This window comes from Flavobacterium sp. CAN_S2, assembly GCF_015752255.1.
Taxonomy (GTDB): Bacteria; Bacteroidota; Bacteroidia; order Flavobacteriales; family Flavobacteriaceae; genus Flavobacterium.
This window is the reverse complement of sequence record NZ_JADOVA010000001.1, coordinates 1,298,357-1,323,964: the sequence shown is the minus strand read 5'-3', so window position 1 is coordinate 1,323,964 and position 25,608 is coordinate 1,298,357. Positions and strand designations below refer to the sequence as shown.

The window sequence follows — 25,608 nt, the reverse complement described above, 5'->3', positions numbered from 1 at the left end:
ATGCTTACACATGAATAATCTCGTCTTCAATTAACAATTCTTCTCTCCGTAATCTCAGGAAAATTTGCGCTACAGCGATAGTATCTTTCTCACAATAGGTCACTATGCGGTCAATGTCTTTATCTACATAAAAAACATGTCCCACCTGACTACCGTCGATGTCTCCTTTTGGCGAAGGGATTCCAAGGACTTTACACATTAACTTTAAGGAAGTAAAATGCTTGTAATCGCCAAATTTCCACAATTCCAACGTATCTAAATGTGGAATTTCCCATGGTTTTTTTCCAAATAAATTCAGTTTGTTCGGAATGGCAATTTGATTGATAATCATACGTCGGGCAAGGAACGGAATATCAAATTCCTTAGCATTATGACCACACAAAACATGTTGCGGCTGATTGAAATGATTGTTCAGCAAATTATTAAAGTCCAACAATATTTTCTTTTCTTCTCCAAAAAAAGAAGTCACCCTAAAATTCCGAATATCGCCTTTGATGGTAAAATAACCTACCGAAATACAAACGATTTTACCAAACTCGGCCCAGATTCCCGCGCGATCATAAAAATCCTCAGGCGTGTATTCGTCTTTGCGCTGGTATTGGGTTTTATGCTCCCAAAGGTCTTTCATTTCAGCATCTAATGCATTGAAATCTTCGGCTTCCGGAACAGTTTCTATATCGAGAAACAGGATATTATTGAGGTTTATTTTTTCTATCATTTTATGGCACGCAGATGACGCGGATTTTAAAGAATTGCACGGATTTTCTTAAACGAATATAGGAAATTTATTGACAAACAACTAAAAAAGAGTTTGTTGAGTAGTTGGATTCTCATGTTCTAATAACCATTTCTTTCGCCATAATCCACCTGCATATCCTGTTAATGAACCATCTGTCCCAATGACTCTGTGACACGGAACGACAATCCAAAGCGGGTTTTTCCCATTAGCAGATGCAACGGCTCGAATGGCTTTGACATCACCCAGTTTTTTGGATAAATCCATATAGCTACACGTTTTTCCAAATGGGATTTCCAGTAATCCTTTCCAGACTTTTTGTTGGAATTCAGTTCCTTTTGGATTCAGTGCAAAGTCAAAATCGGTTCGTTTCCCCTCAAAATAATCGTTGAGCTGATTCACCGCTTCTTGCAAAACAGCAGGAATTGTAGTTGAAATTTCGCCTACATCAGAAACTGATATTACTGATATTCCGTTTTCATCGCCGAAGATTGTGGCAATTCCTAAAGGCGTTTTGATGTTGGCTGTTTCCATATTTTAAAGATAAAAAAATTAACCACATTGTTCCTAAAGAAGCAACAAAGTTCAGAAAGAAATAAAATCAGAACGTTTTGAACATAAAAAAAACCACTCGCAGAGACGAATGGTTCTTGTATTTTAGCCCCGATAGCAGCGACATCTCCCGATTTAGAAAAACAAGGCTTTTTAGCCGTAGTCTTTATTAATCGGGAATACAGCGTAAAGCGGGATTAGCTCCTGAAAAATATCAGGATTATTTCAAATGTGAGTAAACGTAAGCTTCTAATGCTTTTAATTCATCATCAGACATCGCTTTAGTAACCGCGAAGTTTGTTTTCATAACTTCGTATTGGCTTGGGTCAACAATAGGTTCACCTTCGCCCTTTAAAAACGTTACGATATCAGCATTTTTATCTTTGTAAATCTTAGCAATATCCTGCAGGCTTGGTCCTATCACTTTCTTGTCTACTTGATGACAAGCAACGCAATTTCCTTTTCCTTTGAAAATTTCCTCCCCTAATTCCTCTGGAGTCTGGGCAACTTCTTCGGTAGTGGTTGGGTATAAAGGTTCTTTTTTGACTTCTTCTTTTTTACAAGAAGCAAAGGCTAAAACGGCAAATAAAAACAACGTCTTTCTCATGTTAATTTCTTTAATTATAAGTATCTAAATTGCGAAATTACCAACCAATATATTTGGGTGGTTGAATTTGATTCAGGTTCAAATATACTAAAATTTGCGCTCTGTGGTGCGTAACATGGTCTTGCATCAAATTGAGTATCTGTAATTTTGATTTTGGACCAGCAAAAAAAGCTACTTTTTGGGATAATTCAGCATCGTTAGTTTTTTGTACAAATGCTTTTGCTTTATCAAAAGAGGCTTTTATTTCTTGGATTATTTGCGCTTTAGAAAGTCCTTTTACGGGTTCTTTTTTCACATATTTCTCTTCCGAAAAATGCGTTGTACTCAACCAATTCATATTCTCTTGTATGTGAAATAATTGTTCTCTAAATGACATTTCACGGGCAGCAGGTTTGTAATCATACTTCTCTTCCGGCATAGCTTCTGCAACGGCTACTAAATAATCTTTGGAATTATCCCATTTCTCGATGAAAGTGGAAACAACTTCAACTTGTGCAAAAATGCTATTAGAAAGCAATAAAACAGCTATTATTAAACACTTTTTCATGTTTATTTGTTTAAAAGTATCGCTGCTTCTTTGGCAAAATAAGTTGAAATTAAACTGGCTCCAGCACGTTTGATACACATTAATTGTTCCATCATAATCTTGTCGTTGTCTAACCAACCTCTTTCGGCTGCGGCTTTGATCATCGCATATTCTCCCGAAACGTGGTAAACCGTTACCGGAACATTTACCGCGTTTTTAACTTCGCGAACGATGTCTAAATAGGCAATTCCTGGTTTTACCATAACCATATCAGCGCCTTCTTCCACATCCCACAACGCTTCTTTGATGGCTTCGATACGATTGGCATAATCCATTTGGTAGGTTTTCTTGTCTTTTGGAATTTCAGTGGCATCAACAGGAGCGCTGTCTAATGCATCACGAAACGGTCCGTAAAATGCAGAAGCATATTTTGCTGAATAACTCATGATTCCTACGTTATGAAAACCGGCAGCGTCCAGACCTTCGCGCAAACGCAATACACGTCCATCCATCATGTCCGATGGCGCTACAAAGTCGGCTCCCGCTTGTGCATGGGAAACAGCCATTTTTACCAAAGCTGTGTTCGTCGAATCGTTTTCTACATCGCCGTTTGAAATGATTCCGTCATGGCCGTAAATAGAATATGGATCCAAAGCTACATCAGGCATTACAATCATTTCCGGACAAGCGGCTTTGATGGCACGAATGGTATTTTGCATTAATCCGTTTGGATTCCAAGCTTCATTTCCTTCGTTATCTTTTAAATTTTCACTGACTTTTACATAAATATTAACCGCACGAATTCCAAATGCAAATATTTCTTTGACTTCTTCTACCGTTAAATCTATCGAACGACGAAATATTCCTGGCATGGAAGGAATTTCTACTTTGTAGTTTTCACCTTCAGCAATAAACATAGGAAACATAAAATCCGATGGACTCAAACTGGTTTCACGAACTAAACTTCTAATGGATTCATTCGTTCTTAATCTTCTGCCTCTGTGTAATGGGAACATATGTTTTTGTTTAAAGTTTCAGGTTTAAAAGTTTAAAGTTAAACCCATTTAAAATTTAAAATTCAGAATTTAAAATAAACCTAAAGCCAATCTCTTGGATTCTCTAATACGTTTACTAATTTTTCTTCTTCGCTTCCGGCTTCTGCATGATGGTCGTATACCCATTGCACGTGCGGCGGCAAACTCATCAGGATACTTTCGATTCTTCCGTTAGTTTTTAGACCAAATAAAGTGCCTTTGTCATGTACCAAATTAAACTCCACATAACGACCACGGCGGATTTCCTGCCACGTTCTTTGTTCTGGAGTATACGTTAAATCTTTTCTCTTTTCTACAATTGGAACATACGCTTGGAGGAAACTATTTCCAACTTCTGAAACGAAATTGAACCAGTTCTCCATTGACATTGTATCCGTGGCTTTGCAATAATCGAAAAACAATCCACCGATTCCGCGTGCTTCATTTCTGTGAGTGTTCCAGAAATAGGCATCACATTGTTTCTTGTATTTTGGATAAAACTCCGGATTATGTTTGTCGCAGGCGGTTTTACAGGTTTGATGAAAATGAATCGCATCTTCTTCAAACAGATAATAAGGTGTTAAATCCTGCCCACCACCAAACCATTGTTGAATTACGTTTCCGTTCTCATCGTACATTTCGAAATAACGCCAATTGGCATGAACCGTTGGATTCATTGGGTTTTTTGGGTGCAAAACTAAGCTCAATCCGCAGGCAAAAAAATCAGCTTCGCCTACATTGAACATCTTTTGCATGGCTTCGGGTAATTTTCCATGAACTGCCGAAATATTAACTCCGCCTTTTTCGAAAACAGTTCCGTTTTCTATCACGCGGGTTCTTCCTCCTCCACCCTCCGGACGCTCCCAAAGGTCTTCACGGAATTTGGCTTGACCTTCAACCGTTTCCAATCCTTTACAGATTTGGTCTTGAAGGTTTTGTATGTAAGAATAAAATTGTTCTTTCATTATAAATTAGTTTTCAGTAATGGTTTTCAGCTACAAAAATGGAAACCAAAAACTGTGACTCTGACTGACTACTGATTGTATTCTTTCACTGCATCAATAAACGCTTTTGCGTGATCCACAGGAATATTTGGTAAAATTCCGTGACCTAAATTCACGATGTATTTGTCTTTTCCGAATTCGTCAATCATTTCGTGAACCATTTTCTTGATAACCGGAATTGGAGATAATAATCTAGATGGATCAAAATTTCCTTGTAATGTGATATTTCCACCAGACAAGTATCTTGCATTTCTTGGAGAACACGTCCAATCTACTCCTAAAGCAGAAGCTCTACTTTTACCCATTTCATTTAATGCAAACCAACATCCTTTTCCGAAAACAATTACCGGCGCATCATCTGCCAAAGCTTCAATAATTTGGTTGATGTATTTCCAAGAGAATTCCTGATAATCTACTGGAGATAACATTCCGCCCCAAGAGTCAAAAATTTGAACGGCATTAACTCCCGCTTTTACTTTTTCTTTTAAGTATAAAATAGTGGTATCGGTGATTTTCTGTAATAAAACATGGGCTGCTTCTGGATATTGGAAACAAAATCCTTTGGCCATATCAAAACTTTTAGAACCTTTCCCTTCCACTGCATAACACATAATTGTCCAAGGTGAACCTGCGAAACCAATTAATGGCACCTCATCATTCAACATTTCTTTGGTCAATTTGATAGCGTCAAAAACGTAACCTAATGTTTCATGAACATCTGGAACGATAACTTTCTCCACATCCTGAATTGTACGAATTGGATTTGGTAAATACGGACCAAAATTAGGTTTCATCTCCACTTCAATTCCCATTGCTTGTGGAATTACCAAAATGTCCGAAAACAAAATGGCAGCATCCGGAGCAATTCTTCTTATTGGTTGTACGGTGATTTCGGCAGCTAATTCTGGAGTTTGACAACGGGTGAAAAAATCATATTTATCACGCAAAGCGATGAATTCCGGCAAATATCTTCCGGCTTGACGCATCATCCAAACTGGTGGACGTTGTACTGTTTCTCCTTTTAGTGCTCTTAAAAATAGGTCGTTCTTAATCATGTATTTAAATTTTAGCAGATTGCTAGATGCTTTCCGTTGTATAATATTCAATAACTTCCTCAATCACCTCTTCGATAGTTGGTGTTTCGGCTATTACTATGTTTTTAATTTTCTTTGATTCTAATGCTGATGCTGTAGTAGTGCCTATGCAAAAACAAACTTCATTCTTGATTTTATTATTTATCAAATAACTTTCAACGGCAGATGGACTAAAAAATAGAATTCCGTCAAACTTTTCTTGGTCTGATATTTTAAAAGGCGCAAGTTTTGTTTGATAAACTTCGATTTCGTTAAAAGTTATTCCTGCACTTTTTAATGCTTCAGGCAACGTTTCTTTACGCAAATTTCCACTAAAAAAAGTATAGCTTTCCTTATTGTAAATCAAAGTGATTATTTCGGCTAATTCAGAGGCGTAATCCAAATAAACATCAACTGTAAAGCCATGCGACTCTAGTAATTCCTTAGTTTTAATACCTACACAAAAAACAGGTTTGGTCTTTAAAATTTCCCAACCACTTTGTTCTATCAAACTTAAAACAGCATTTTGGCTGCTAAAAATTAAGTTGTTGTTGATCGTATTGAGGTCAAAAACATTGTTTTTAATTTCGATGAAATCCTGTTCCAAAAGATCAAAATTAGCATCAATAAATACTTGCCTTTGTTCTGCCGACAATGTTTTGGTGGATAAAATGCTTGTTTGGCTCATTATTTCTTCAAATTAATTTTAATTGCTGTCATCAATTCTGCTCCGCCATTTTCTAAAATTTCTTTGGCACAATAAAAGCCTAATTTCTTCCATTCTTGCATCGGAACGGTTTTTTCTATTTCGATTTTTTGTTTCCCATCGATAGAAAACAAAACGCCTTTAAACAAAATATCATCTTCAACAAAAACTGCCAAAGCGCCAATTGGTGCCGTACAACCGCCTTCGAGTGTTTTCAGAAACTGCCTTTCAATATGTGTACAAACTTCGGTATCAATATCATTCAATTCAGAAACTGCTTCTCTACAAAATTCATCATTTGCCATGGCAACAACTACCATTGCACCTTGAGCAGGCGCTGGAATCATCCAATCTAAATCGATATAATTAGAAGGTTTCAAGTTGATTCTCTCCAATCCTGCTGCCGCAAAAACGGCTCCGTTCCAATCGCTTTCCTGCAATTTCTGCATCCTCGTATTCACGTTTCCACGCAAATCAACTACTTTATGATTGGGATATTTATTTAACCATTGTGCCTGACGACGCAAACTTCCTGTGGCAATTGTTCCTTCTCCATCAAGAAAATCAAGGTTCCCTTTGTGTACCAAAATATCCAATGTATTCGCTCTTTCCAGAACCGCCGCCTGTACAATTCCTATTGGCAAAGCCGTAGGAACATCTTTCATGGAATGCACCGCAATATCAACATCACCATTTATCATGGCAATATCTAGCGTTTTAGTAAAAATTCCTGTGATTCCTAATTCGTAGAGTGGTTTGTCAAGGATGATATCTCCTTGTGATTTTACCGCTAAAATTTCGGTTTTATAACCTAAATCGTTTAGCTTTTTTTCGACGGTGTGGGCCTGCCAAAGCGCGAGTTCACTATCGCGGGTTCCTATGCGTATAATTTTGCTCATTATTTTGTAGTCGCTCCTATTTTGAAAACTTTCTCAATCCATTCAATACTTTCATCTACCATAGTGTCATCATCTTTCAAATGATTCGCAAAATGAGTCGTTATTTTTTGGATAATTCTGTTGCTGATAATCTCCGCTTGCTCTTCATTGAAGTTTGAAATTTTCCTGCTTTGGAAATCCAATTCAGATATTTTTATCGCATTCAATTTTGCTTTTAAAGCATTGATTGTCGGAGCAAATTTTCTTCCTTTGGTCCAAGTAATAAATTCTTCTTTTATTTCTTCGATAATAGCTTCAGCTGCAGGAATATGTTTTTTTCTATTTTCTAATGTTTCGTCTGTTAGTTGTGACAAATAATCCATGTGAATTAAGGTAACATCAGCTAATTCCTCTACATTTTCATGCACATTCTTTGGAATTGATAAATCCAAAATCAACATTGGTTTTTTCAAATTCAGGATCGCTTTGTCAATCGTTGGATTTTGTGCGCCGGTAGCCACCACAACAACATCTGCTTTTTGTAGTTCCAAATGCAATTCAGAATAATCTTTTACAATTAGATTTAACTTGCCGGCTAATTTCTCTGCTTTTTCTTTGGTTCTGTTAATTAAGGTAATATGTTCGTTTTTAGTATGTTTTACTAAATTTTCACACGTATTTCTACCAATTTTCCCTGTACCAAACAATAGAATGTTTTTGTTTCCAATGTCTTGCACATTGTTGATTATATAGCGAACTGCGGCAAAAGAAACCGAAGTAGCGCCAGAACTAATTTCTGTATCTGTTTTTATTTTTTTACTAGCTTGGATAACGGCATTCACCAATCTTTCCATAAAAGCATTGGCTAAACCCAACGATTTTGACTGTGAAAAACTAGATTTTATTTGAGCGATAATTTCAAAATCACCCAGAATCTGACTATCTAATCCTGTTCCTACACGAAACATGTGGCTGATGGCTTCTTGATTCTTATAGACAAAACCTACCTTTTGAAATGCTTCAACAGAGCCTTGACTATTCTCACAAATTAATTTGATTAATTGAAATGGATGTTCCGCGAAACCGTAAATTTCTGTACGATTGCAGGTTGAAGTGACTATCAAACTCTCAATTCCTTCCGTTTTAGCTTGTTCCAGCAAACGCGTTTTTGCAGTGGCATCCAAGCTAAACTTACCTCTAATCTCCGCATCTGCTTTTTTATAACTCAACCCTACGGAGTAAAAATACTGATGCTTTGATGTGTTGTTGTTTTCCATATTTGCACTTTTCAAGAAAGTGGAACAAAATTATCACTATAGTATCTATAAAAGTAACGCTAGAAGTTCTTTTTGTATCGCTTAATGATTTTTTAATTCCAATTGCTTATTTAATTGTAAAAAACTCTATTTTTGTAGTGAAATCAAGTCGTTTGAAGTACTCTATTTAGAGTTGTTCTAAATAAAAAGGTTTCGAAAGTATGATTTTCATATTAAAAAAATATCGCTATGGGTTCTCAGGAAATTATAAAAATAGAAGATGATTTTACGCTTATCCGGTTTCAAAATGACGGTATTGACGCTTTCAATGCCCAACGCGAAGTCAGCAGCGGTCTGATTCAATTTCATTTTGGATTAAAAGGAAGTGCCAAATTTATATTTAATCAAGGGAATTACGCTTTGGAACTGAAAGAAGAAAAGTCACTGCTTTTGTACAATCCACAAAAGGAATTGCCTTTGAATTTAGAATTAGCGCCAAACTCTTGGGTAATTTCCGTAATTATTTCCATCAAAAAATTTCACGCCTTATTTTCGACAGAAGCTGATTATATTACTTTTTTAAGTGCCGATAACAAGGACAAAAAATATTACAACGAAGGAAATATTAGTCCTTCAATGGCAATTGTTTTGTCGCAATTGTTTCATTACAGCTTGCATCCTTCGATAAAAAACCTGTATTACAAAGGAAAAGGATATGAATTATTGAGCCTATATTTCAATAGAACCGAAGATCCAAACGCAGAACAATGTCCATTTTTAATAGACGAGGATAATGTAATAAAAATCAAAAAAGCCAAAGAAATCATCATTGCAAACATGGCCGAACCGCCCGGATTACAAGAATTAGCAGATGAAATAGGTTTGAATTTAAAGAAACTAAAAATGGGTTTCAAACAAATTTATGGCGATACGGTTTATGGATTTCTATTTGACTACAAAATGGATTTTGCCCGAAAATTACTAGACAGCGGTTCTTACAATGTAAATGAAGTAGGATTGAAAATTGGGTACAGCACTGGAAGTCATTTCATAGCAGCATTCAAAAAGAAATTTGCAACCACACCAAAGAAATATTTGATGTCAATCAACCCAAACATGCCGTAAACAATTGATTTCTTATATTAAACAATAAATAAAAAATAGTTAATCGGAATTTATAAAAAAGTAAGTTTAATTACTTTTGTACCAACAAAAAAAGACAACATGAAAGGTGTATTATTAGTTAATTTAGGTTCTCCGGAAAGTCCAACTCCTAAAGATGTAAAACCATATTTAGATGAATTTTTAATGGATAAATACGTAATTGATGTTCCGTTTTTGTTACGAGCATTATTAGTTCGTGGAATAATTTTACAAACAAGACCTAAAAAATCAGCTGCCGCTTACGCAAAAATATGGTGGGACGAAGGTTCTCCGCTTGTCGTGATTTCGAAAAGAATGCATGCTAAAGTAAAACAACTTGTTGACATTCCTGTTTCCTTAGCAATGCGTTACGGAAATCCATCTTTATTATCTGGTTTACAAGAATTGCATGATAAAGGCGTGACTGAAGTGCTACTTTTCCCTTTGTATCCGCAACATGCAATGGCTTCAACGACTACAATATTAGAATTAGCTGAAGAACACCGTAAAAAATATTTCCCAGAAATGAAATTTACAATTGTTCCTGCTTTTTATAATAAACCTGATTATTTACAAAACCTGGCTGATTCTATCAAAGGACATTTAGAAGGTTATGATTACGATCATTTATTATTCTCCTACCACGGAATTCCGGAGCGTCACATTCGCAAAACGGATATTACTAAATCCCATTGTAAAATTGACGGTTCTTGTTGCAACACCCCTTCGCCTGCACATGAATTTTGTTACCGTCACCAATGTTACGAAACGACCAAACAAGTGGTAAAATTACTGGGGATCCCAGAAGGAAAATACAGCCAGACTTTTCAATCGCGCTTAGCGGGAGATAAATGGCTGACTCCTTACACGGACGTCGAAGTGAACAAAATGCCTGAAAAAGGAATTAAAAAATTAGCAGTTGTAACGCCTGCATTCGTATCTGATTGTTTGGAAACTTTGGAAGAAATTGCGATGGAAGCTAATCATGAATTCAAAGTTCATGGTGGTGAGGAATTTTTAGCAATTCCGTGTTTGAACGACAGTGATGATTGGTGTAAAACCGTAAGCAATTGGATTACGAATTGGTCAAACGCCTCTTCAACTGTTAAAGTTGATTCTGAAAAAATAAACGCTTAAATGGCTGTTACCGCCGATGAGTTAGGAACTCAAGACATCAAAAAACTCTTGATAAAACAAGCAGTTCCGTCTTCTATTGGGATTTTATTCATGTCGGTTAATATTTTAATTGACACGATTTTTGTTGGACAATGGATTGGTTCTTTGGCCATTGCGGCGGTAACCGTAGTTTTGCCCATCACCTTTTTGATTTCTTCTTTGGGAATGGCGATTGGTGTGGGCGGAGGTTCTGTACTTTCTCGAGCGTTAGGAGCGAATCACAAGGAAAAAGCATTGCATACCTTTGGCAATCAAATCATGATGACTTTTTTACTGGCATCTGTTTTCGTGCTATTTGGTCTTTTTTTCAGCGACGAAATGCTGATGCTTTTTGGTTCGAAAGGAGCCATAATGAAACCCGCGAAAGAATTTTTTATACCAATAATTATAAGTGTTCCGTTTTTGGCACTTTGCATGATGGGAAACAACGTAATCCGTGCAGAAGGCAAGGCCAAGTTCGCAATGGTCGCCATGATTATTCCTGCATTTGTAAATATTGCACTGGATATCCTTTTTATCAAATACTTAGATTTAGGAATGTTTGGAGCGGCTTTGGCTACAGCCATATCTTATTTTACCTGCTTCTTATTTGTGCTTTGGTTTTTTGTTTTTAAAAGTGAACTGAAATTAAAAACAAGACATTTTAAATTCAACATTCCCATTGTAAAGGAAATAACCGAACTGAGTTTTGTGACCTTTTCAAGACAAGGAGTCGTGAGTGTTTTAGCCATAATCCTGAATCACACTCTATACACGTATGGTGGCGAACATTCTGTTGCTATTTATGGGATTATCAGCCGAATGTTGATGTTTGCCTTGTTTCCAATTCTGGGAATTACACAAGGATTTCTGCCAATTGCCGGATTCAATTATGGCGCAGGAAATTATTCAAGAGTGAAAGAAAGTGTACAACTTTCAATAAAATACGCTGCCATTTTAGCCTCGCTGATTTTCGTGGTTATTCTAATTTTTGCCAAACCTATAGTTGCCGTTTTCACAACTGACCCACTTGTAATTGACCAAACTCCAGAAGCGTTGCGCTGGGTTTTTGCGGCTTCGCCGATTATTGCTGTTCAACTTATTGGCGCAGCTTACTTTCAGGCAGCGGGAAAGGCAAAAAAAGCTTTGCTTTTGACACTAAGCAAACAAGGATTTTTCCTGATTCCGTTAGTGCTGATTCTACCAAATTTTTTAGGTATTTTTGGAGTGTGGATTGCATTCCCAATTGCGGATATTTTATCAACGATTTTAACTGGCTATTTTCTAAAAAAAGAAATAAACACAAAACTGATTCAAACTAACGATGGAATACTATAATTACCTAAAATCCTTACACCTCATCTTTGTAATTACATGGTTTGCAGGATTGTTTTACATTGTGCGCTTATTCGTTTACCAAATTGAAGCGGCTCAAAAACCATCTCCAGAAAAGGAAATACTGCAAAAACAGTACAAAATAATGACCTATCGTTTGTGGTATATTATCACTTGGCCGTCAGCCGTTTTAGCGAGTATTTTCGCTTTTTGGATGTTGTTTTTCACGGACTTAGGACAAGCGTGGTTAAAAATGCCTTGGATGCACGTAAAACTTGGCTTTGTATTTGTGTTGTATTTATACCATGCAAAATGCCAACAAATATTCAAGCAATTGCAAAATGACGAAGTAAAATACACTACAACTTTTATGCGATTGTGGAATGAAGGCGCAACCATTATCCTGTTTGCTGTGGTTTTTTTAGTGGTTTTAAAAAATGCCGTTAACTGGATTTATGGCGTGATTGGGATTTTCTTATTTTCCATTTTGATAATGCTTGGTTTTAAATTTTACAAAAGAATTAGAGAACGAAATCAATCATAAATATGTTCAAAAGTTTCAAAATAGCAATGCTTTCTTTACGAATCAGGATTTTCCTTTCGATGATTGTATTGATATTAATGGCTTCTGTAATACTAGCTTCCATTTCAATCATCCAATTTAAAAATGAAGCTAAGGAATATCATCAAGAGCGGTTAGAGCGCAATGAAAATGCAGTAAAACAACACATTAACTTTATCCTTTCAACAACCACCTATCCGTTGACTTCTGCGAATCTGGATTTAATTTTTAAAGATAAAATTCACGAATTAGCCCACATTCACAACATCGAAATCAATATTTACAGCTTAGACGGAAAATTGTTAAAATCCTCTAAGGAATCCTTTTCTGTTGATAAAGTAGCCCCGCCAATTCCTAAATATATTTTAAAGCTGGTTCGTTCCTCTATCGAAAAAAGATACGTAGACATCAAAACTATTGATGGCAAAAAGAACCGTTCTGCTTTCAGCCAAATTAAAGATGACAAGTTTAAACCATTAGGAATCTTAAATCTGCCTTATGTAGAAGATGACGGCTATTATGAAAACGAACTCAAAAGTTTCTTGATACGTCTTGGACAAGTGTACACTTTCATGCTTCTGATAGCTTTTGCCCTTGCCTACTTCTTGTCCTCTTACATCACAAAATCATTAAAGACCATTTCAGATAAGTTAAGTGAAACGAGTTTGAACCAAAAAAACGAGAAAATTGTTTTAGAAGCCAGCAGTAAAGAAATAAATCTTTTGATAAAAGCTTATAATGGAATGGTAGATGAACTCGAGAAAAGTGCCATTAAATTAGCGCAAAGCGAACGTGAGGAAGCTTGGCGCGAAATGGCGAAACAAGTGGCCCATGAAATCAAGAATCCGCTTACGCCAATGCGCTTAACAGTCCAGAGTTTTCAGCGAAAATTTGACCCGACTGACCCCAATGTAAAACAGAAAATGAACGATTACTCAGAAACGTTGATTCAACAAATTGACACCATGAGTGCGGTGGCTTCTGCTTTTTCAAATTTTGCATCGATGCCGGCGCAACAAAATGAAACTTTGAATGTGGTAGAAGTAGTTGAACTTGCGATGGATATTTTCAACGAAGAATACATTGAATTCCAAAGTGATTCTCCTGAGATCATTTCGAAAATTGACAGAACACAACTCATACGAATTATCACCAATTTAGCAAAGAATGCTATTCAATCGATACCGGAACAACAAGAGATTAAATCAGTAATTGTTCGCATCAAAAAGGAAGCAAACAATGTATTAATTGCCGTTACCGATAACGGAATTGGAATTCAGCCTGAAGATATCAGCCGCATATTTGAACCAAAATTCACCACCAAAAGTAGTGGAATGGGTCTTGGTCTTGGAATTATAAAAAACATAATCGAAAATTATAAAGGAACGATTACCTTTGAAACTGAATTTGGAAAAGGAACTACTTTTACCGTTTCGCTTCCAATAATTAACTCTTAAAATTACAACTATGAATTACGAAAATATATTAATTGCAACTGAAAATAACATTGCAACGATTACCATCAATCGTCCTACAAAACTAAATGCGTTGAATGTTGCGACGATTTCTGATTTGAACAAAGCGTTTAAAAACTTAGGAAAAAATGCTGAAATTCGTGTTATTATTTTAACGGGAAGCGGTGAAAAAGCGTTTGTAGCCGGAGCTGACATCTCTGAATTTGCTCATTTCTCGATTGAAAAAGGAACGCAATTAGCAGCAGAAGGACAAGAGAAATTATTTGATTTTATAGAGAATTTAAAAACTCCTGTTATCGCAGCCGTAAATGGTTTTGCATTGGGTGGCGGATTAGAATTAGCGATGGCGTGTCATTTTAGAGTCGCTTCAGAAAACGCAAAAATGGGATTGCCAGAAGTTTCATTGGGAGTAATTCCTGGTTACGGAGGCACACAACGTTTGCCACAATTGATAGGAAAAGGACGCGCGATGGAAATGATTATGACCGCCGGTATGGTAACGGCACAAGACGCTTACAGAACTGGATTGGTAAATCACGTAGTACCAGAAGCAGAACTTTTAGATTATTGTGTGAGTGTTGCCAATAAAATAATCAAGAACTCTCCGTATGCTATTGGTAAAGCTATAAAAGCTGTCAATGCTAATTTCAAAGAAGGAAAAAATGGCTATGAAACTGAAATAAAAGCCTTTGGAAAATGCTTTGGAACAGAAGATTTTAAAGAAGGGACAACCGCTTTCTTGGAGAAAAGAAAAGCAGTTTTTACTGGAAAATAATAACAAAAGAGAGCCACATTGGTTCTCTTTTTAGTTTTTAAGTGATTATCCTTTAAAATAATCTTTCTTCAAAAACGGATTGTTTGGTTTACAAGACTTAATTTTGCAGACCCGTTTCGGAATATAACACACCATCTAAAATTAAACTTATGTCCTTCCAACCTGTATTTGAACTTTTCTGGGAAAAGGTAAAAGAAAGCATCGAAAACCACACTTACGCTAAACTAACACTTGCCAAAACTATTGGTGATACGGAACTGAAAAATATCTATGTGCGTCCCGTTTTACTGGAGAATGACGTATTCAGTCTTTCGGTTACTGCGCGTTACAAAACCGAAGAAATAGAAAGTTTCCATACACTTGACGAGGCTTTTATTATATTGGCGCCGTATATGAATAACCCATTTTTGACAGCTTTACTTTTTACTACAGAAAATGACATCACCTTTAAACTCAATAAAAAAAGAGTGGGAACCATTATCGAGCAAGCGCCAACTTTTAAAAACGCTTCGGATGTGATTTTGGAAATGAAAGAAAAAGGAATTTCGATTTAAGATTTTTGATTGCTGATTTTTGATTTTTGATTTAAAAAATCAGCAATCGAAAAAACATCTGAAATTTAAAATCGTTAATCCGTAATCAAAAATCCTATTTCTCCCCTTCCCATTCCGCATAAAACTGCGCCAAAAATCCTTCCATGTAACGGTGTCTTACTTGTGCAATTTGCTTTCCTGTTTGGGTATTCATCTTATCTTTTAAGAGCAATAACTTTTCGTAAAAATGATTGAGCGTTGGAGAATCGTTCTTTTTGTATTCTTCCTTTGTCATACTGGAATTTGGGGCGATATTAGGGTCGTAAAGCGCTCTATTTTTAAATCCGCCATAATTGAACGTTCTGGCAATTCCAATGGCGCCAATCGCATCTAAACGGTCTGCATCCTGAACCACATCTAATTCTATGGATGAGAATTTCTTTTCGAAATTACCGCCTTTGTATGAGATGTTTTCAATAATATTCACCACATGCGTGATAATCTCCTCATCAACCTTTTCTGATTCTAAAAATTCTCGAGCTATTCTTGGACCAACGGTTTCATCACCATCGTGAAACTTACTGTCGGCAATATCATGAAGCAAAGCACCTAGTTGAACTATAACAGGGTTACAAACTTCATTTTTTGAAATCAGAAGAGCATTTTTAAAAACTCTTTCGATATGGAACCAGTCGTGTCCGCCTTCGGCATTTTCTAATTTTTCTTTTACAAAAAGAATCGTTTTGTCTATTAAATCAGGGTTTATCATTGTTTATTATATTTTAAAAAAAATGTTGAATTTCAAAGTTTTCCAACTTCAAAATCCAACATTTTTATTCTTTATTTAGAACTCAAAAATCTATCGTACTAAAGCTGGCTCAACCCATTTGAAGATATGTGATTCTTGTGGAATGACTAATCTCTCCGATATTTTCGCCATTCTACCCGGTAGTTTCATCAAGTAATCACGAGCTTTTTCTGCTTCATCAGTCAAGCCGGAAATCTTGTCAATTTCCCATTTGTCAATTAATTTCTGCATAATGTCCACATAATCCGCCGCGGTATAAACCCCAATTCGTTGTGCTGAATCAGAAAACTGTTCGAAAGCAGTACTTATTTTTTCACCGGATTCTCTCAAGAAATGAGCCGGCATAACGATTTTTGCTTTCATCATATATTGGAAAGCAAGCATCATTTCACTTGGATCAACTTGAAAAATACGATTTACAAATTCGCTATACGCATGATGATGACGCATCTCGTCACCAGCAATCATTTTGCACATTTTAGACAACTTGTTATCACCATATTTCTTAGCCATTTGCGCTACTCTATTATGAGAAACGTATGTTGCTAATTCTTGGAAACTAGTGTACACAAAGTTTTTGTATGGATCTCTTCCCGTTCCAATATCAAAACCGTCGTTAATCAAGTGTTGCGTTGTCATTTCAACTTCGCGCATGTTTACACGACCAGATAAATACAAATATTTGTTCAGTAAATCACCGTGACGATTTTCCTCACCAGTCCATTGTCTGATCCATTTAGACCAACCGTTTCTTTCTACATTATCAATTCCTTCTACGTCCATTAACCAGGATTCGTAAGTTGGTAAAGCTTCCTCAGTGATGGTATCACCTACTAACGTTACCCAGAAATCATACGGTAATTCTTTTGCAATTTCACGTAATTCTTTGACCTCATCAAAAAAAGTATCGCTTTGGGAATTAGGCAAAAAATCAGTTGGTTGCCATATTTTCTCCACTGGAATTAGATACTGATCGACAAAGCTGTCTACGTTTTTTTCCAAAAACTGCATTACTTCTAATCGAATGTTTTTTATTGACATTATATATAAATTAAATTTTTATTCCTTGAACTACTGCTGTTTCTGTTTTCTCCATTAAATCAGCAAAATCATAATCCTTAACCGCTAACGGTTTATGTACTACAAAGGTAAGGCGATTTCCTAAACCTAATGGGAAAAAACCGTATTTAACTATTTTCCAAGAGTTGTTTATACTTACTGGAACCACATATGCAGAAGGTGCGTTCTTGCATAAAATTTTAAGACCAGTTTGCGAGAACTCTTTTGGTTTTCCCGTCTTGCTTCGTGTTCCTTCCGGAAAAATAACTGCCGAACGATTGTGTTTTTCAATATATTCTCCTAAACCTTTGATGGCCGGAATGGCTTGTTTGGGATCTTTTCGATCAATAAGAACAGAACCTCCGTGACGTAAATTAAAAGACACACTTGGAATTCCTTTTCCTAATTCTATTTTACTTACAAATTTACAATGAAAACGGCGGAAAAACCAAATCATCGCAATAATATCGTACATACTTTGATGATTGGACACAAAAATTAAAGGAACATTTTTTGGAATGCTTTCTCTGTTTTCAAATTTATATGTTGTCCCCAAAAGATTCGTGCATCTCAACAAGAAAAAATTCAAATAATCGACACTTATTTTATGGGCTTGATAGCCAAAAACATGGAAGCAAACCCATTGTATCGGGTGAAAAACAACCAAAGTAAGACCGAAACATAAATAATAAATTACGGAAATGGGATACGAAATCAGTTTTTGCATGCTTTAAAAATTTGCCGTAAAAGTAAGAAATATATTTTTAGCGGTATTTAAATCCGAAACAATATACAGGCTCAACGTTTAATCGTAACTTTGCCAGTCAAAATCTAAGAATTTTTTCTATTAAAATGAACTTCACTTACCCAAAAAACGAAAAGCTAAAAAGTAAAATCACCATTGGATTATTGTTTACCGAAGGGAAATCAGTATCTAAATATCCGTTGCGATTGGTTTATAAAGCCGGTTCTTTGAACGAAAGTGAAAAAATAAAAATGGGAGTTTCTGTTTCCAAAAAGAATTTTAAGAAAGCCGTAGACCGCAATTATTTCAAACGGGTACTGCGCGAAACCTATCGCCTGAACAAACACCTTTTGATTGACAATCTGGACCAACCGTATTCCTTTATGTTTTTTTACCAAACTAAAGACCGCTTGACATACGAGGAAATTAATACTAAAACCATTCAGTTGTTCGAGAAGTTTTTACTCCAAATAAAAAAAGAAGAGTAGCAATTCTATTTTTTGTATTTTTAGCATTAAAATTTAATGTTTATGAAGTCAATAGCCTTGTTTTTTCTATTATTAGTTTCTTTTTCCGGTTGTAAAAAGGCCGAGGCTGATTTAGACATGAAAGTATCAGCTATCAAACTTCCTTCAAAAGAAGTTTCAGCCGGCAATGCACTTTATGACAAAGGAGAACTAAATTCATCGACAAAGGAAACTCAACAAAACATTGAACAAAAAATCATCAAACAAGGCGATCTTCGTTTTGAAACCAATGATTTACAGTCTACCTATACTCAAATACAAAATGCGGTAAAGAGTCATAATGCAATCATCCAAAATGATACAGAGGGCAAGAATTACGAATCTATTTTTAGAAGATTAATCATTCGTGTTCCAAGCAAAAATTTCGATTCATTTTTAAAAGACATTTCAAAAGGAGTTGCTTATTTTGACAATAAAGAAATATCATCTCAGGATGTAACTGCAGAATACATTGATATTGATGCGCGATTAAAAGCTAAAAAAGTCCTTGAAAATCGTTATCTCGAACTTTTAAAAAAAGCAAATAAGGTAACAGAAATGCTGGAAATCGAAAAACAGCTTTCAGCTATTCGAGAAGAAATCGAAGCAAAAGAAGGTCAGTTGAATTACATGCAAAACCGTGTTTCGTTCAGCACCATTACTATAGAATTCTACAAATCTATCGCTGAAGAAAGTGGTGTAACTACCTCATACGGAATGAAAATTTGGACTGCAATCAAATCAGGATTCAATAGCCTTTCGAGTTTATTTATAAATCTACTCAGCATTTGGCCGTTTATCATAATTCTGTTTGCTGCAGGTTACTTTATTAGAAAAAGATTTAAGTCAAAAAAAATATAAAACAATGTATTCTTTCTTCAAAAAAAAATTCATAATTCCCGTTGTCGCTTCGGCATTTCTATTTGTTGGAACCAGTTTCAAAGATGATTTTTTCGAAATCGCCAAGCAAATCGAGATATTCACTACACTTTTCAAGGAATTGAACCGCAATTATGTTGATGAAACCAATCCTGGGGAACTAATGGACAAGGCCATCAAGGGAATGCTGGCTAATTTAGATCCCTATACCGTTTATTTCAACGAGCAGGATGTGGTGCGATTCAAGATAAATAACACCGGGGAATATACCGGAATAGGCGCTTTATTGACTCGAAAAGAAGACAAATTAATTGTCAAGGAACCTTATAAAGATTTTCCTGCCGACAAAGCGGGTTTAAAGGCCGGAGATGAAATTATTCAGGTGGGCGATGTACTTTTATCTGATTTCAAAGATGAAGCTTCTCAGCTTTTCAAAGGCACTAAAAACACAAAGATTGACATTAAATACATCCGTCAGGGAAAAGTGAACACTACACAGATTATTCTGGACGAAGTCGAAATCAAATCGGTTCCCTTTTTCGCAAAAATAGACGACAAAACGGGTTATATCGTATTGTCTCATTTTAATAAAAAAGCATCCTTGGAAACCAAAGAAGCTTTGGAACAACTCAAAAAAGAAGGTGCGGAACGCATTATTCTGGATGTACGAGATAATCCGGGCGGACTCTTGAATGAAGCCGTGAATATTTGTAATTTATTTGTTCCGAAAAATGAGATTATCGTTACTACAAAATCAAAAATAGAGAAACACAACAGCACCTACAAAACGACAAAAGACCCTGTAGATACTGAAATTCCTTTGATTATTCTTGTAAACGGCCGAAGTGCATCGGCATCAGAAATTGTCGCTGGCGCACTTCAGGATTTAGATCGCGCTGTGGTGGTAGGAAGTCGCAGTTTTGGAAAAGGACTGGTACAAAGACCGGTAGATTTGACTTTTGGAACGCAGCTAAAAGTAACTATTTCCCGTTATTACACGCCATCCGGAAGATGCATTCAAGCTTTGGATTATTCTCGAAAAGACAAAAATGGAATGGCTATAAAAACAGAAGAGAAAAACTTCAATGCTTTTAAAACCAGAAAAGGAAGAACCGTTTATGATGGCGGAGGAATTCAGCCGGATGTGGAACTGGAGGAAACAAAATCAAGTCCAATTACAAATGCTTTGCTACGCAACGACGGGATTTTCAACTATGCCACTATTTATTATTACAAAAATCCGAATTTAGGAAATCAGATTCCTGTTATTTCTGATACGGATTATTCCGATTTTAAACAGTTCTTGAAAGTGCAGAAATTCTCTTTTGACACGGAAACGGAATTGGCATTGAAAAACACTTTGGCTATAGCCAAAAAAGAAAAACTAGAAGAATCTATCCAGGCCGAATACCAACAATTGCTAGCCGCACTGCAGAAAAGTGAAAATGCTTTATTGGACAAAAACCAAAAGGAAATCAAAAACCTGATGGTCGATGAAATCATAAAACGCTACCAATATCAGGAAGGATTGTATCAATATTACACCAAAAACAACTCGGAAATCAAGAGAGCCATCACTATTTTGAATAATAATACAGAGTACAAGTCCATTCTAAAAATATAATGAAAAAATCGTTTTCAATACTACTGCTTCTTTTTTCCAGCTTTTTATCAGCTCAGGGAAAACCTGTAGAAACGGTATATTTTGAATTTGACAAATTCACACTTGACAACGATCAAATACAAACGATAGTCGATTTCATGAAAAATTTGGATACCACAAAAGTAGAATCCATTCAAATTTATGGATATTGCGACGATCGTGGTGCCAACGATTATAATTTTGAATTATCAAAAAACAGGGTGATTACAGTTCAAAACATTCTTACTCAAAATGGTTTCAACAAAAACAAGATTGTCATTATTGAAGGCAAAGGGCGTGTAATTGTACAAAAAGATATGGTGGAAAACCTGTCCGAAACCCGATCTAAAAACAGGCGTGTTGATTTATTTATTGTTAAGAAAAACAGTTTTGGAAACGGCATTTACAATTCGTTTCAGGATAAGCATAAAGTGGGAGACCGTATTTATCTGGAAAACATCCTTTTTCCTCTTGGCAGCAGTGCGTTGACAGAGCAATCCAAGAAAGAATTAGATAAAATTGTACTTCTTTTGCAACAGCAAAAAACGTTGGAATTCGAAATCAGAGGCCACGTTTGTTGCACTCCAAGTTATTTTCAGGACGCCATAGATAAGGAAACACGGGAACGAAAACTTTCTTTGAATCGCGCCAAAAATGTCTACCATTACTTGATGAATAAAGGAATAAACAGCCTTAGAATGCATTATGTAGGAAGCGGCAACAAGTTCCCCCTAGGCCAAGGAGAAGCACTGGACCGCAGAGTTGAGTTTCTAATTCTTAAAATCTGATTCGCCTCTTTTCATCTCAATATGCGGAATATCGTCTTCCAGATACATTTCACTGGTTTGTACAAATCCATGACTTTCATAGAATTTTTTCAAGTATAATTGTGCTCCAATAGTGATTTTGCTTTCGCCAAAATGTTTCGAAATTCCTTCAATTGATTCTCGCATCAAGTCATGCCCCCATTTTCTGTCGCGGTAATTTGCATCAACAGTTACTCGGCCAATTGAGGCATTATCAAAACTAATTCCCGGTTTGAAAAGTCTGGAATGTGCGACAATTTTACCTTCAAATTCTCCAATAAGATGCAAAGCCACTTTGTCTTTTCCGTCAAGATCGAGATAAACACAGTTTTGTTCGACCACAAAAATCTCACTTCTCAATCGCAGTAAATCGTATAATTCGTGAACAGAAAGAGCGTCAAACGCCTTTATTTTCCATTGTATTGCCATGCCTTGTATAAGTTTTATAGAATGCAAATAAAAGAAATTTAAGATTACCTTTTTGCAACAACAACTGATTTTATAATGGATTCCAGTTCATGCATCAAATCCCGTTTGTCTTTTGAAGGCGCGTAACAAAATCCTTCTAATACCAAAACTCGGTTGTATTCGGTATCAATAATAGCATAATTGATAAAAGGTCCGGACATGAAATCATTGTTCAGCTGCCAAGTTCCTTTTGTTTCAAAGGTTTCTTTTCCATCGAGATTAATCTTAAAAAGATACGGAGCATACGCCTCTTCAGTAATCATATTCGTCTCCGGTTCCTTTCCGCTAATGTATAATTTGCCAATGGAATCACGCATTTTAATGATACTGGCGACCAAGTCCTTGTCTTTATTTAAGGTATTTAAAGGAACCTGATACATTAAAAGGCTGGTATTTCCGCCGATGATTTCTTTTTTTAGCCACAAAAAATTACTTTTTTGAAGAACATATGCATAACCGGAAGGAATTTGTATTGAAAGATGAAACTTATTCTCGATTACTTTAGGATCCATCAATGATTGGCTGTTTAATCGCTGACTCTCGGCGATTTCAGCTTCTTTGATTATCTGAATCATTTGAGGAGCATTTTTTTCAATGCAATCGATAATATCTGTTGCTGTTTTACCCGAAATATGAAATACGTTTTGAGGGGATGCGTATTGATTTTTACGGATTTCAAACTTATTTTCCTCCGCTTTTTTCACCACAATGATCGCTCGGGTATCAGTCATAAATCCTTCTAAAAGTTTGACCGGATATTGATTGATGTTAAATAAAGGTTCTTCTTGAGGCAAACCTATAACTGGCGATGCAAATTTGTTTCGAATGCTGTCACCAATATCTCCGTTCCACAACTGATCATCAATAATTACTGAAATAGTGTTGATTTTTCCTGTTGTTTTGCGCGGTAAATGATCATTTTCTTTTTTACAGGAAAACAATAGCAGAGCAACGAAAAGAAATAAAAAATGGGCTTTATTCATTATAATTCAATTATAAAATAAAACCCAAATTTATAGAAGTTTCTTCTATTATCCGTTAATTTTTAACTTCATTCCGGGTTTAATATCTTCACTGCGAATACCATTCCATTTTTTCAAGTCGGAAATGGTTACGCCAGGATATTTTTTGGCAATGCTAAATAAAGAGTCTCCTTTTTTTACATAATAATCAGCACTTACTTTTTTAGCTGCTGACGTTGCACTTGATTTACTCTTGAAGGAATTAACTGTTGCTTTATCCGTGATAATCGCAATTTCATCTTTGGCAACAATTAATGTTTTTCCAATAGTAATTGTGTTGTCCGGTAGATTATTCCATTGTTTCAAATCAACTACGGAAGCCCCGAATTTACTGGCGATATTCCCTAAATTATCTCCTTTCAAAACCACATATTCAATGTCTTTTCGTACGGGATTTAAAGTCAGCTCATTCTTAGAATCCAATCCGGTTTTGGCAATTTGTAATGACGTTCCATATTGTACCGTATCATTTGAAAGTCCATTCCATTCTTGAATTTCGGCAACGGTCACTTCGTATTTTTGAGCAATACTTCCCAAATTATCTCCTTTTTGAACCACATAAAGTGTAGAGGAATCCGTTGTCAATGGAGCTGAATTATTATTTATTTTTTCTTCTTTACTGCTTTTTGATTCTGATGTCAATAAAGATTTATTTTTTGAGACTACAGCATCGATCTTAGGTTCCGCTTTTGCTGATGAATCGACACTCTGGCCTGTTACAATTTTAAGGCTTTTTCCATAAGAAAGCGTATTACTTTTTAAGTTGTTCCATTTCTTTATATCAGAAACAGAAACATCGTATTTATTGGCTACAGCTGTTAGATTGTCACCTCGTTTTACTTTATAATAAGACGTTTTGGACAGTGAATTGCGCTGAATAGTATAACTGGAAGTGTCTTTTTGAACTATTGCTTTCATCACCTGAAAGGGTCTTTCTCTTTGGTCTAATTCATGTTGCGTATACGCATAAATTTGATCCTCATTAGACGCAAAAACAGCAATTTTTTCTTGAGGTAATCTTAAATAATGATTTTGATCGTGATAAAATGGAACTACATTCAGTTTATACGACGGATTCAAAACTTGCAACTGAACTACAGGAACATCCAATAAATCAGATATTTGCTTGAAAGTCATTTGCTTCTTAATCATTATGGTATCCGTAGCAAAATGTTTTACTGTTGCTCTATTAGGAACAATTCCGTGTTCTTTATGGTATTCATAAATGTACATCGTTGCTAGGAAAGCAGGAACATATCCCTGTGTTTCTTTAGGAAGATTTTTTCTGATGTTCCAATAATTTTGCTGACCACCAGAGCGTCTGATTGCTTTTGAGACATTTCCCGGACCTGAATTATAGGAAGCCAAAACCAAATCCCAGTCACCAAATATTCGGTACATATTAGTCATGTATTGAGCAGCGGCTTCACTGGCTTTCAAGGGATCACTGCGTTCATCCACATAGGAATCAATCTTTAACCCATATTGTTTTCCGGTTTGATACATAAATTGCCACAATCCGGTTGCTCCCATTTTAGAAACTGCTTTAGGATTTAAAGCGGATTCCACCACGGCTAAATATTTTATTTCTAATGGGACATTTTGTTTGGCTAAAGCCTCTTCAAAAACAGGAAAATAATACTCCGAAACCGCCATTAAACGTTCAAAAGATTTTTTTCGATTCTTCAAAAATGATTTGATGATGTTTTCTAATCCTTGATTGTATTCAATATTGAAAGGTGATTTCGCATCCATTGCGGCCAATCTTTCCTTGAGGAGTTCCGTTGATAATTCGTACTCAATTTTCTCATCGATATTGACATTCTTAATATCATCCGAAATGGTGTTGTACAAATCTAAATTAGTCAATTCCTTCATCCACAAACTATCTACGCAAGCGGCTAAATCGTCTTTTACGAACGTTTTTTTGATGGAATCTAAGTAGGATAATTTTGTTTCGAATCTCGGAATTTCTTTATTTTCGAAACTTTCTTGAGCAAACAATTGCGACGATAACAGCAGCAAAAGTGATAATGTGGTATTTTTTATATTCATATTTTTACGATCAAAGACCTATATTACAAATGATTACAAAGCTTGTTTTTACAAACTTAATAGGTTTAAACTAAAAATTTCTTTAAATATTGTTAAAAATGCAATCTTTGATGCATTTGCAAATAATTTTCGCTGTTTTGAAAGGGAAAACCACTTTAAAAAATCAAATTCTGAAATTTCACAAAAAAACCTCAGCAATAAATACTATCGCTAAGGTTTTCCGTTTAATCCTGATTTCCGTTTTTTTGATGTTTTAATTAAACCCAAT

27 protein-coding genes are annotated in these 25,608 nt (G+C 35.7%); 11 read left to right on the top strand and 16 right to left on the bottom strand.

From position 1 onward, the window contains the following. Positions 1 to 4: 4 nt before the first annotated feature. The 10 genes from IWX80_RS06015 to hemA form a co-directional block, all read right to left on the bottom strand. A complete protein-coding gene (locus IWX80_RS06015; RefSeq protein WP_099713896.1) occupies positions 5 to 718 on the bottom strand; it encodes a 3'-5' exonuclease in 714 nt (237 codons plus the stop codon). A gap of 81 nt (positions 719 to 799) precedes the next feature. Next, positions 800 to 1,270 carry a methylated-DNA--[protein]-cysteine S-methyltransferase gene (locus IWX80_RS06010; protein ID WP_196852579.1) on the bottom strand — a complete coding sequence of 157 codons (471 nt, stop codon included), beginning with the start codon at positions 1,268 to 1,270 and terminating at the stop codon, positions 800 to 802. A 238-nt stretch (positions 1,271 to 1,508) separates the two neighbouring features. Continuing rightward, a complete protein-coding gene (locus IWX80_RS06005; protein ID WP_113635853.1) occupies positions 1,509 to 1,895 on the bottom strand; it encodes a c-type cytochrome in 387 nt (128 codons plus the stop codon). 37 nt (positions 1,896 to 1,932) lie between these two features. Next, the gene (locus IWX80_RS06000) at positions 1,933 to 2,442 is read right to left on the bottom strand and encodes a DinB family protein (protein WP_196852577.1); all 510 of its coding nucleotides are present in this window, start codon (positions 2,440 to 2,442) and stop codon (positions 1,933 to 1,935) included. A 2-nt stretch (positions 2,443 to 2,444) separates the two neighbouring features. Further along, positions 2,445 to 3,437, bottom strand: a complete 993-nt coding sequence (gene hemB / locus IWX80_RS05995) for a porphobilinogen synthase (RefSeq protein WP_196852575.1) — start codon at positions 3,435 to 3,437, stop codon at positions 2,445 to 2,447. A gap of 80 nt (positions 3,438 to 3,517) precedes the next feature. After that, on the bottom strand, positions 3,518 to 4,420 hold the full coding sequence (hemF, locus tag IWX80_RS05990) for an oxygen-dependent coproporphyrinogen oxidase (RefSeq protein WP_196852574.1): 903 nt from the start codon (positions 4,418 to 4,420) through the stop codon (positions 3,518 to 3,520). A gap of 68 nt (positions 4,421 to 4,488) precedes the next feature. Next, positions 4,489 to 5,514: a uroporphyrinogen decarboxylase gene (hemE, locus tag IWX80_RS05985; RefSeq protein WP_196852573.1), complete on the bottom strand. Its 1,026-nt coding sequence runs from the start codon at positions 5,512 to 5,514 to the stop codon at positions 4,489 to 4,491. Positions 5,515 to 5,536: 22 nt separating this feature from the next. Continuing rightward, positions 5,537 to 6,220, bottom strand: coding sequence for a uroporphyrinogen-III synthase (locus IWX80_RS05980; RefSeq protein ID WP_196852571.1), 684 nt, complete (start codon positions 6,218 to 6,220; stop codon positions 5,537 to 5,539). After that, complete coding sequence (gene hemC, locus IWX80_RS05975; protein ID WP_442899832.1) at positions 6,220 to 7,137, bottom strand: hydroxymethylbilane synthase; 918 nt, start codon at positions 7,135 to 7,137, stop codon at positions 6,220 to 6,222. The genes IWX80_RS05980 and hemC overlap by 1 nt, the downstream gene beginning before the upstream one ends. Further along, the gene (hemA, locus tag IWX80_RS05970; RefSeq protein WP_196852570.1) at positions 7,137 to 8,393 is read right to left on the bottom strand and encodes a glutamyl-tRNA reductase; all 1,257 of its coding nucleotides are present in this window, start codon (positions 8,391 to 8,393) and stop codon (positions 7,137 to 7,139) included. The genes hemC and hemA overlap by 1 nt, the downstream gene beginning before the upstream one ends. Positions 8,394 to 8,621: 228 nt before the next feature. Between hemA and IWX80_RS05965 the strand changes: the two genes are divergently transcribed. The 7 genes from IWX80_RS05965 (at position 8,622) to IWX80_RS05935 (ending at position 15,371) form a co-directional block, all read left to right on the top strand. Beyond that, positions 8,622 to 9,497, top strand: a complete 876-nt coding sequence (locus IWX80_RS05965) for a helix-turn-helix domain-containing protein (RefSeq protein WP_196852568.1) — start codon at positions 8,622 to 8,624, stop codon at positions 9,495 to 9,497. Positions 9,498 to 9,596: 99 nt separating this feature from the next. Beyond that, on the top strand, positions 9,597 to 10,652 hold the full coding sequence (gene hemH / locus IWX80_RS05960; protein WP_196852566.1) for a ferrochelatase: 1,056 nt from the start codon (positions 9,597 to 9,599) through the stop codon (positions 10,650 to 10,652). Then, a complete protein-coding gene (locus tag IWX80_RS05955) occupies positions 10,653 to 12,008 on the top strand; it encodes an MATE family efflux transporter (protein WP_196852565.1) in 1,356 nt (451 codons plus the stop codon). After that, complete coding sequence (locus IWX80_RS05950) at positions 11,995 to 12,549, top strand: CopD family protein (RefSeq protein ID WP_121364010.1); 555 nt, start codon at positions 11,995 to 11,997, stop codon at positions 12,547 to 12,549. Before IWX80_RS05955 ends, IWX80_RS05950 begins: the two co-directional genes overlap by 14 nt. Before the next feature lie 2 nt (positions 12,550 to 12,551). Then, on the top strand, positions 12,552 to 14,024 hold the full coding sequence (locus IWX80_RS05945; protein ID WP_442899831.1) for a sensor histidine kinase: 1,473 nt from the start codon (positions 12,552 to 12,554) through the stop codon (positions 14,022 to 14,024). 10 nt (positions 14,025 to 14,034) lie between these two features. Beyond that, positions 14,035 to 14,817 (top strand): enoyl-CoA hydratase/isomerase family protein, encoded by a 783-nt coding sequence (locus tag IWX80_RS05940; protein ID WP_196852564.1) that lies wholly within the window; start codon positions 14,035 to 14,037, stop codon positions 14,815 to 14,817. Positions 14,818 to 14,966: 149 nt separating this feature from the next. Then, on the top strand, positions 14,967 to 15,371 hold the full coding sequence (locus IWX80_RS05935; RefSeq protein ID WP_196852562.1) for a hypothetical protein: 405 nt from the start codon (positions 14,967 to 14,969) through the stop codon (positions 15,369 to 15,371). Between the two features lie 94 nt (positions 15,372 to 15,465). Here IWX80_RS05935 and IWX80_RS05930 read toward each other — a convergent pair whose 3' ends face one another. The 3 genes from IWX80_RS05930 to IWX80_RS05920 form a co-directional block, all read right to left on the bottom strand. Next, positions 15,466 to 16,119, bottom strand: a complete 654-nt coding sequence (locus IWX80_RS05930) for an HD domain-containing protein (RefSeq protein ID WP_196852560.1) — start codon at positions 16,117 to 16,119, stop codon at positions 15,466 to 15,468. 90 nt (positions 16,120 to 16,209) lie between these two features. Beyond that, positions 16,210 to 17,199 carry an acyl-ACP desaturase gene (locus tag IWX80_RS05925; RefSeq protein WP_196852559.1) on the bottom strand — a complete coding sequence of 330 codons (990 nt, stop codon included), beginning with the start codon at positions 17,197 to 17,199 and terminating at the stop codon, positions 16,210 to 16,212. Between the two features lie 10 nt (positions 17,200 to 17,209). Continuing rightward, positions 17,210 to 17,944 (bottom strand): lysophospholipid acyltransferase family protein, encoded by a 735-nt coding sequence (locus IWX80_RS05920; RefSeq protein ID WP_196852558.1) that lies wholly within the window; start codon positions 17,942 to 17,944, stop codon positions 17,210 to 17,212. Between the two features lie 125 nt (positions 17,945 to 18,069). Here IWX80_RS05920 and rnpA point away from each other — a divergent pair, with 125 nt between their 5' ends. The 4 genes from rnpA to IWX80_RS05900 are packed head-to-tail and all read left to right on the top strand — an operon-like array spanning position 18,070 to position 21,777. Beyond that, positions 18,070 to 18,450 (top strand): ribonuclease P protein component, encoded by a 381-nt coding sequence (gene rnpA, locus IWX80_RS05915; RefSeq protein WP_196852557.1) that lies wholly within the window; start codon positions 18,070 to 18,072, stop codon positions 18,448 to 18,450. Positions 18,451 to 18,492: 42 nt separating this feature from the next. Then, on the top strand, positions 18,493 to 19,329 hold the full coding sequence (locus IWX80_RS05910) for a DUF4349 domain-containing protein (protein WP_196852556.1): 837 nt from the start codon (positions 18,493 to 18,495) through the stop codon (positions 19,327 to 19,329). Positions 19,330 to 19,333: 4 nt separating this feature from the next. After that, positions 19,334 to 20,971, top strand: a complete 1,638-nt coding sequence (locus IWX80_RS05905) for a S41 family peptidase (protein WP_196852555.1) — start codon at positions 19,334 to 19,336, stop codon at positions 20,969 to 20,971. Beyond that, positions 20,971 to 21,777, top strand: a complete 807-nt coding sequence (locus IWX80_RS05900; protein ID WP_196852554.1) for an OmpA family protein — start codon at positions 20,971 to 20,973, stop codon at positions 21,775 to 21,777. The genes IWX80_RS05905 and IWX80_RS05900 overlap by 1 nt, the downstream gene beginning before the upstream one ends. On the opposite strand, the gene IWX80_RS05895 is transcribed toward IWX80_RS05900, so the two are convergent. Genes IWX80_RS05895 through IWX80_RS05885 form a run of 3 tightly spaced genes read right to left on the bottom strand, consistent with a single transcriptional unit; the run spans position 21,760 to position 25,340 of the window. Next, positions 21,760 to 22,224, bottom strand: a complete 465-nt coding sequence (locus tag IWX80_RS05895) for a GNAT family N-acetyltransferase (RefSeq protein WP_196852553.1) — start codon at positions 22,222 to 22,224, stop codon at positions 21,760 to 21,762. The genes IWX80_RS05900 and IWX80_RS05895 overlap by 18 nt on opposite strands. 44 nt (positions 22,225 to 22,268) lie before the next feature. Further along, positions 22,269 to 23,246 carry a DUF4837 family protein gene (locus IWX80_RS05890; RefSeq protein WP_196852552.1) on the bottom strand — a complete coding sequence of 326 codons (978 nt, stop codon included), beginning with the start codon at positions 23,244 to 23,246 and terminating at the stop codon, positions 22,269 to 22,271. A 48-nt stretch (positions 23,247 to 23,294) separates the two neighbouring features. Next, on the bottom strand, positions 23,295 to 25,340 hold the full coding sequence (locus IWX80_RS05885; protein ID WP_196852551.1) for a LysM peptidoglycan-binding domain-containing protein: 2,046 nt from the start codon (positions 25,338 to 25,340) through the stop codon (positions 23,295 to 23,297). Between the last annotated feature and the right edge of the window lie 268 nt (positions 25,341 to 25,608).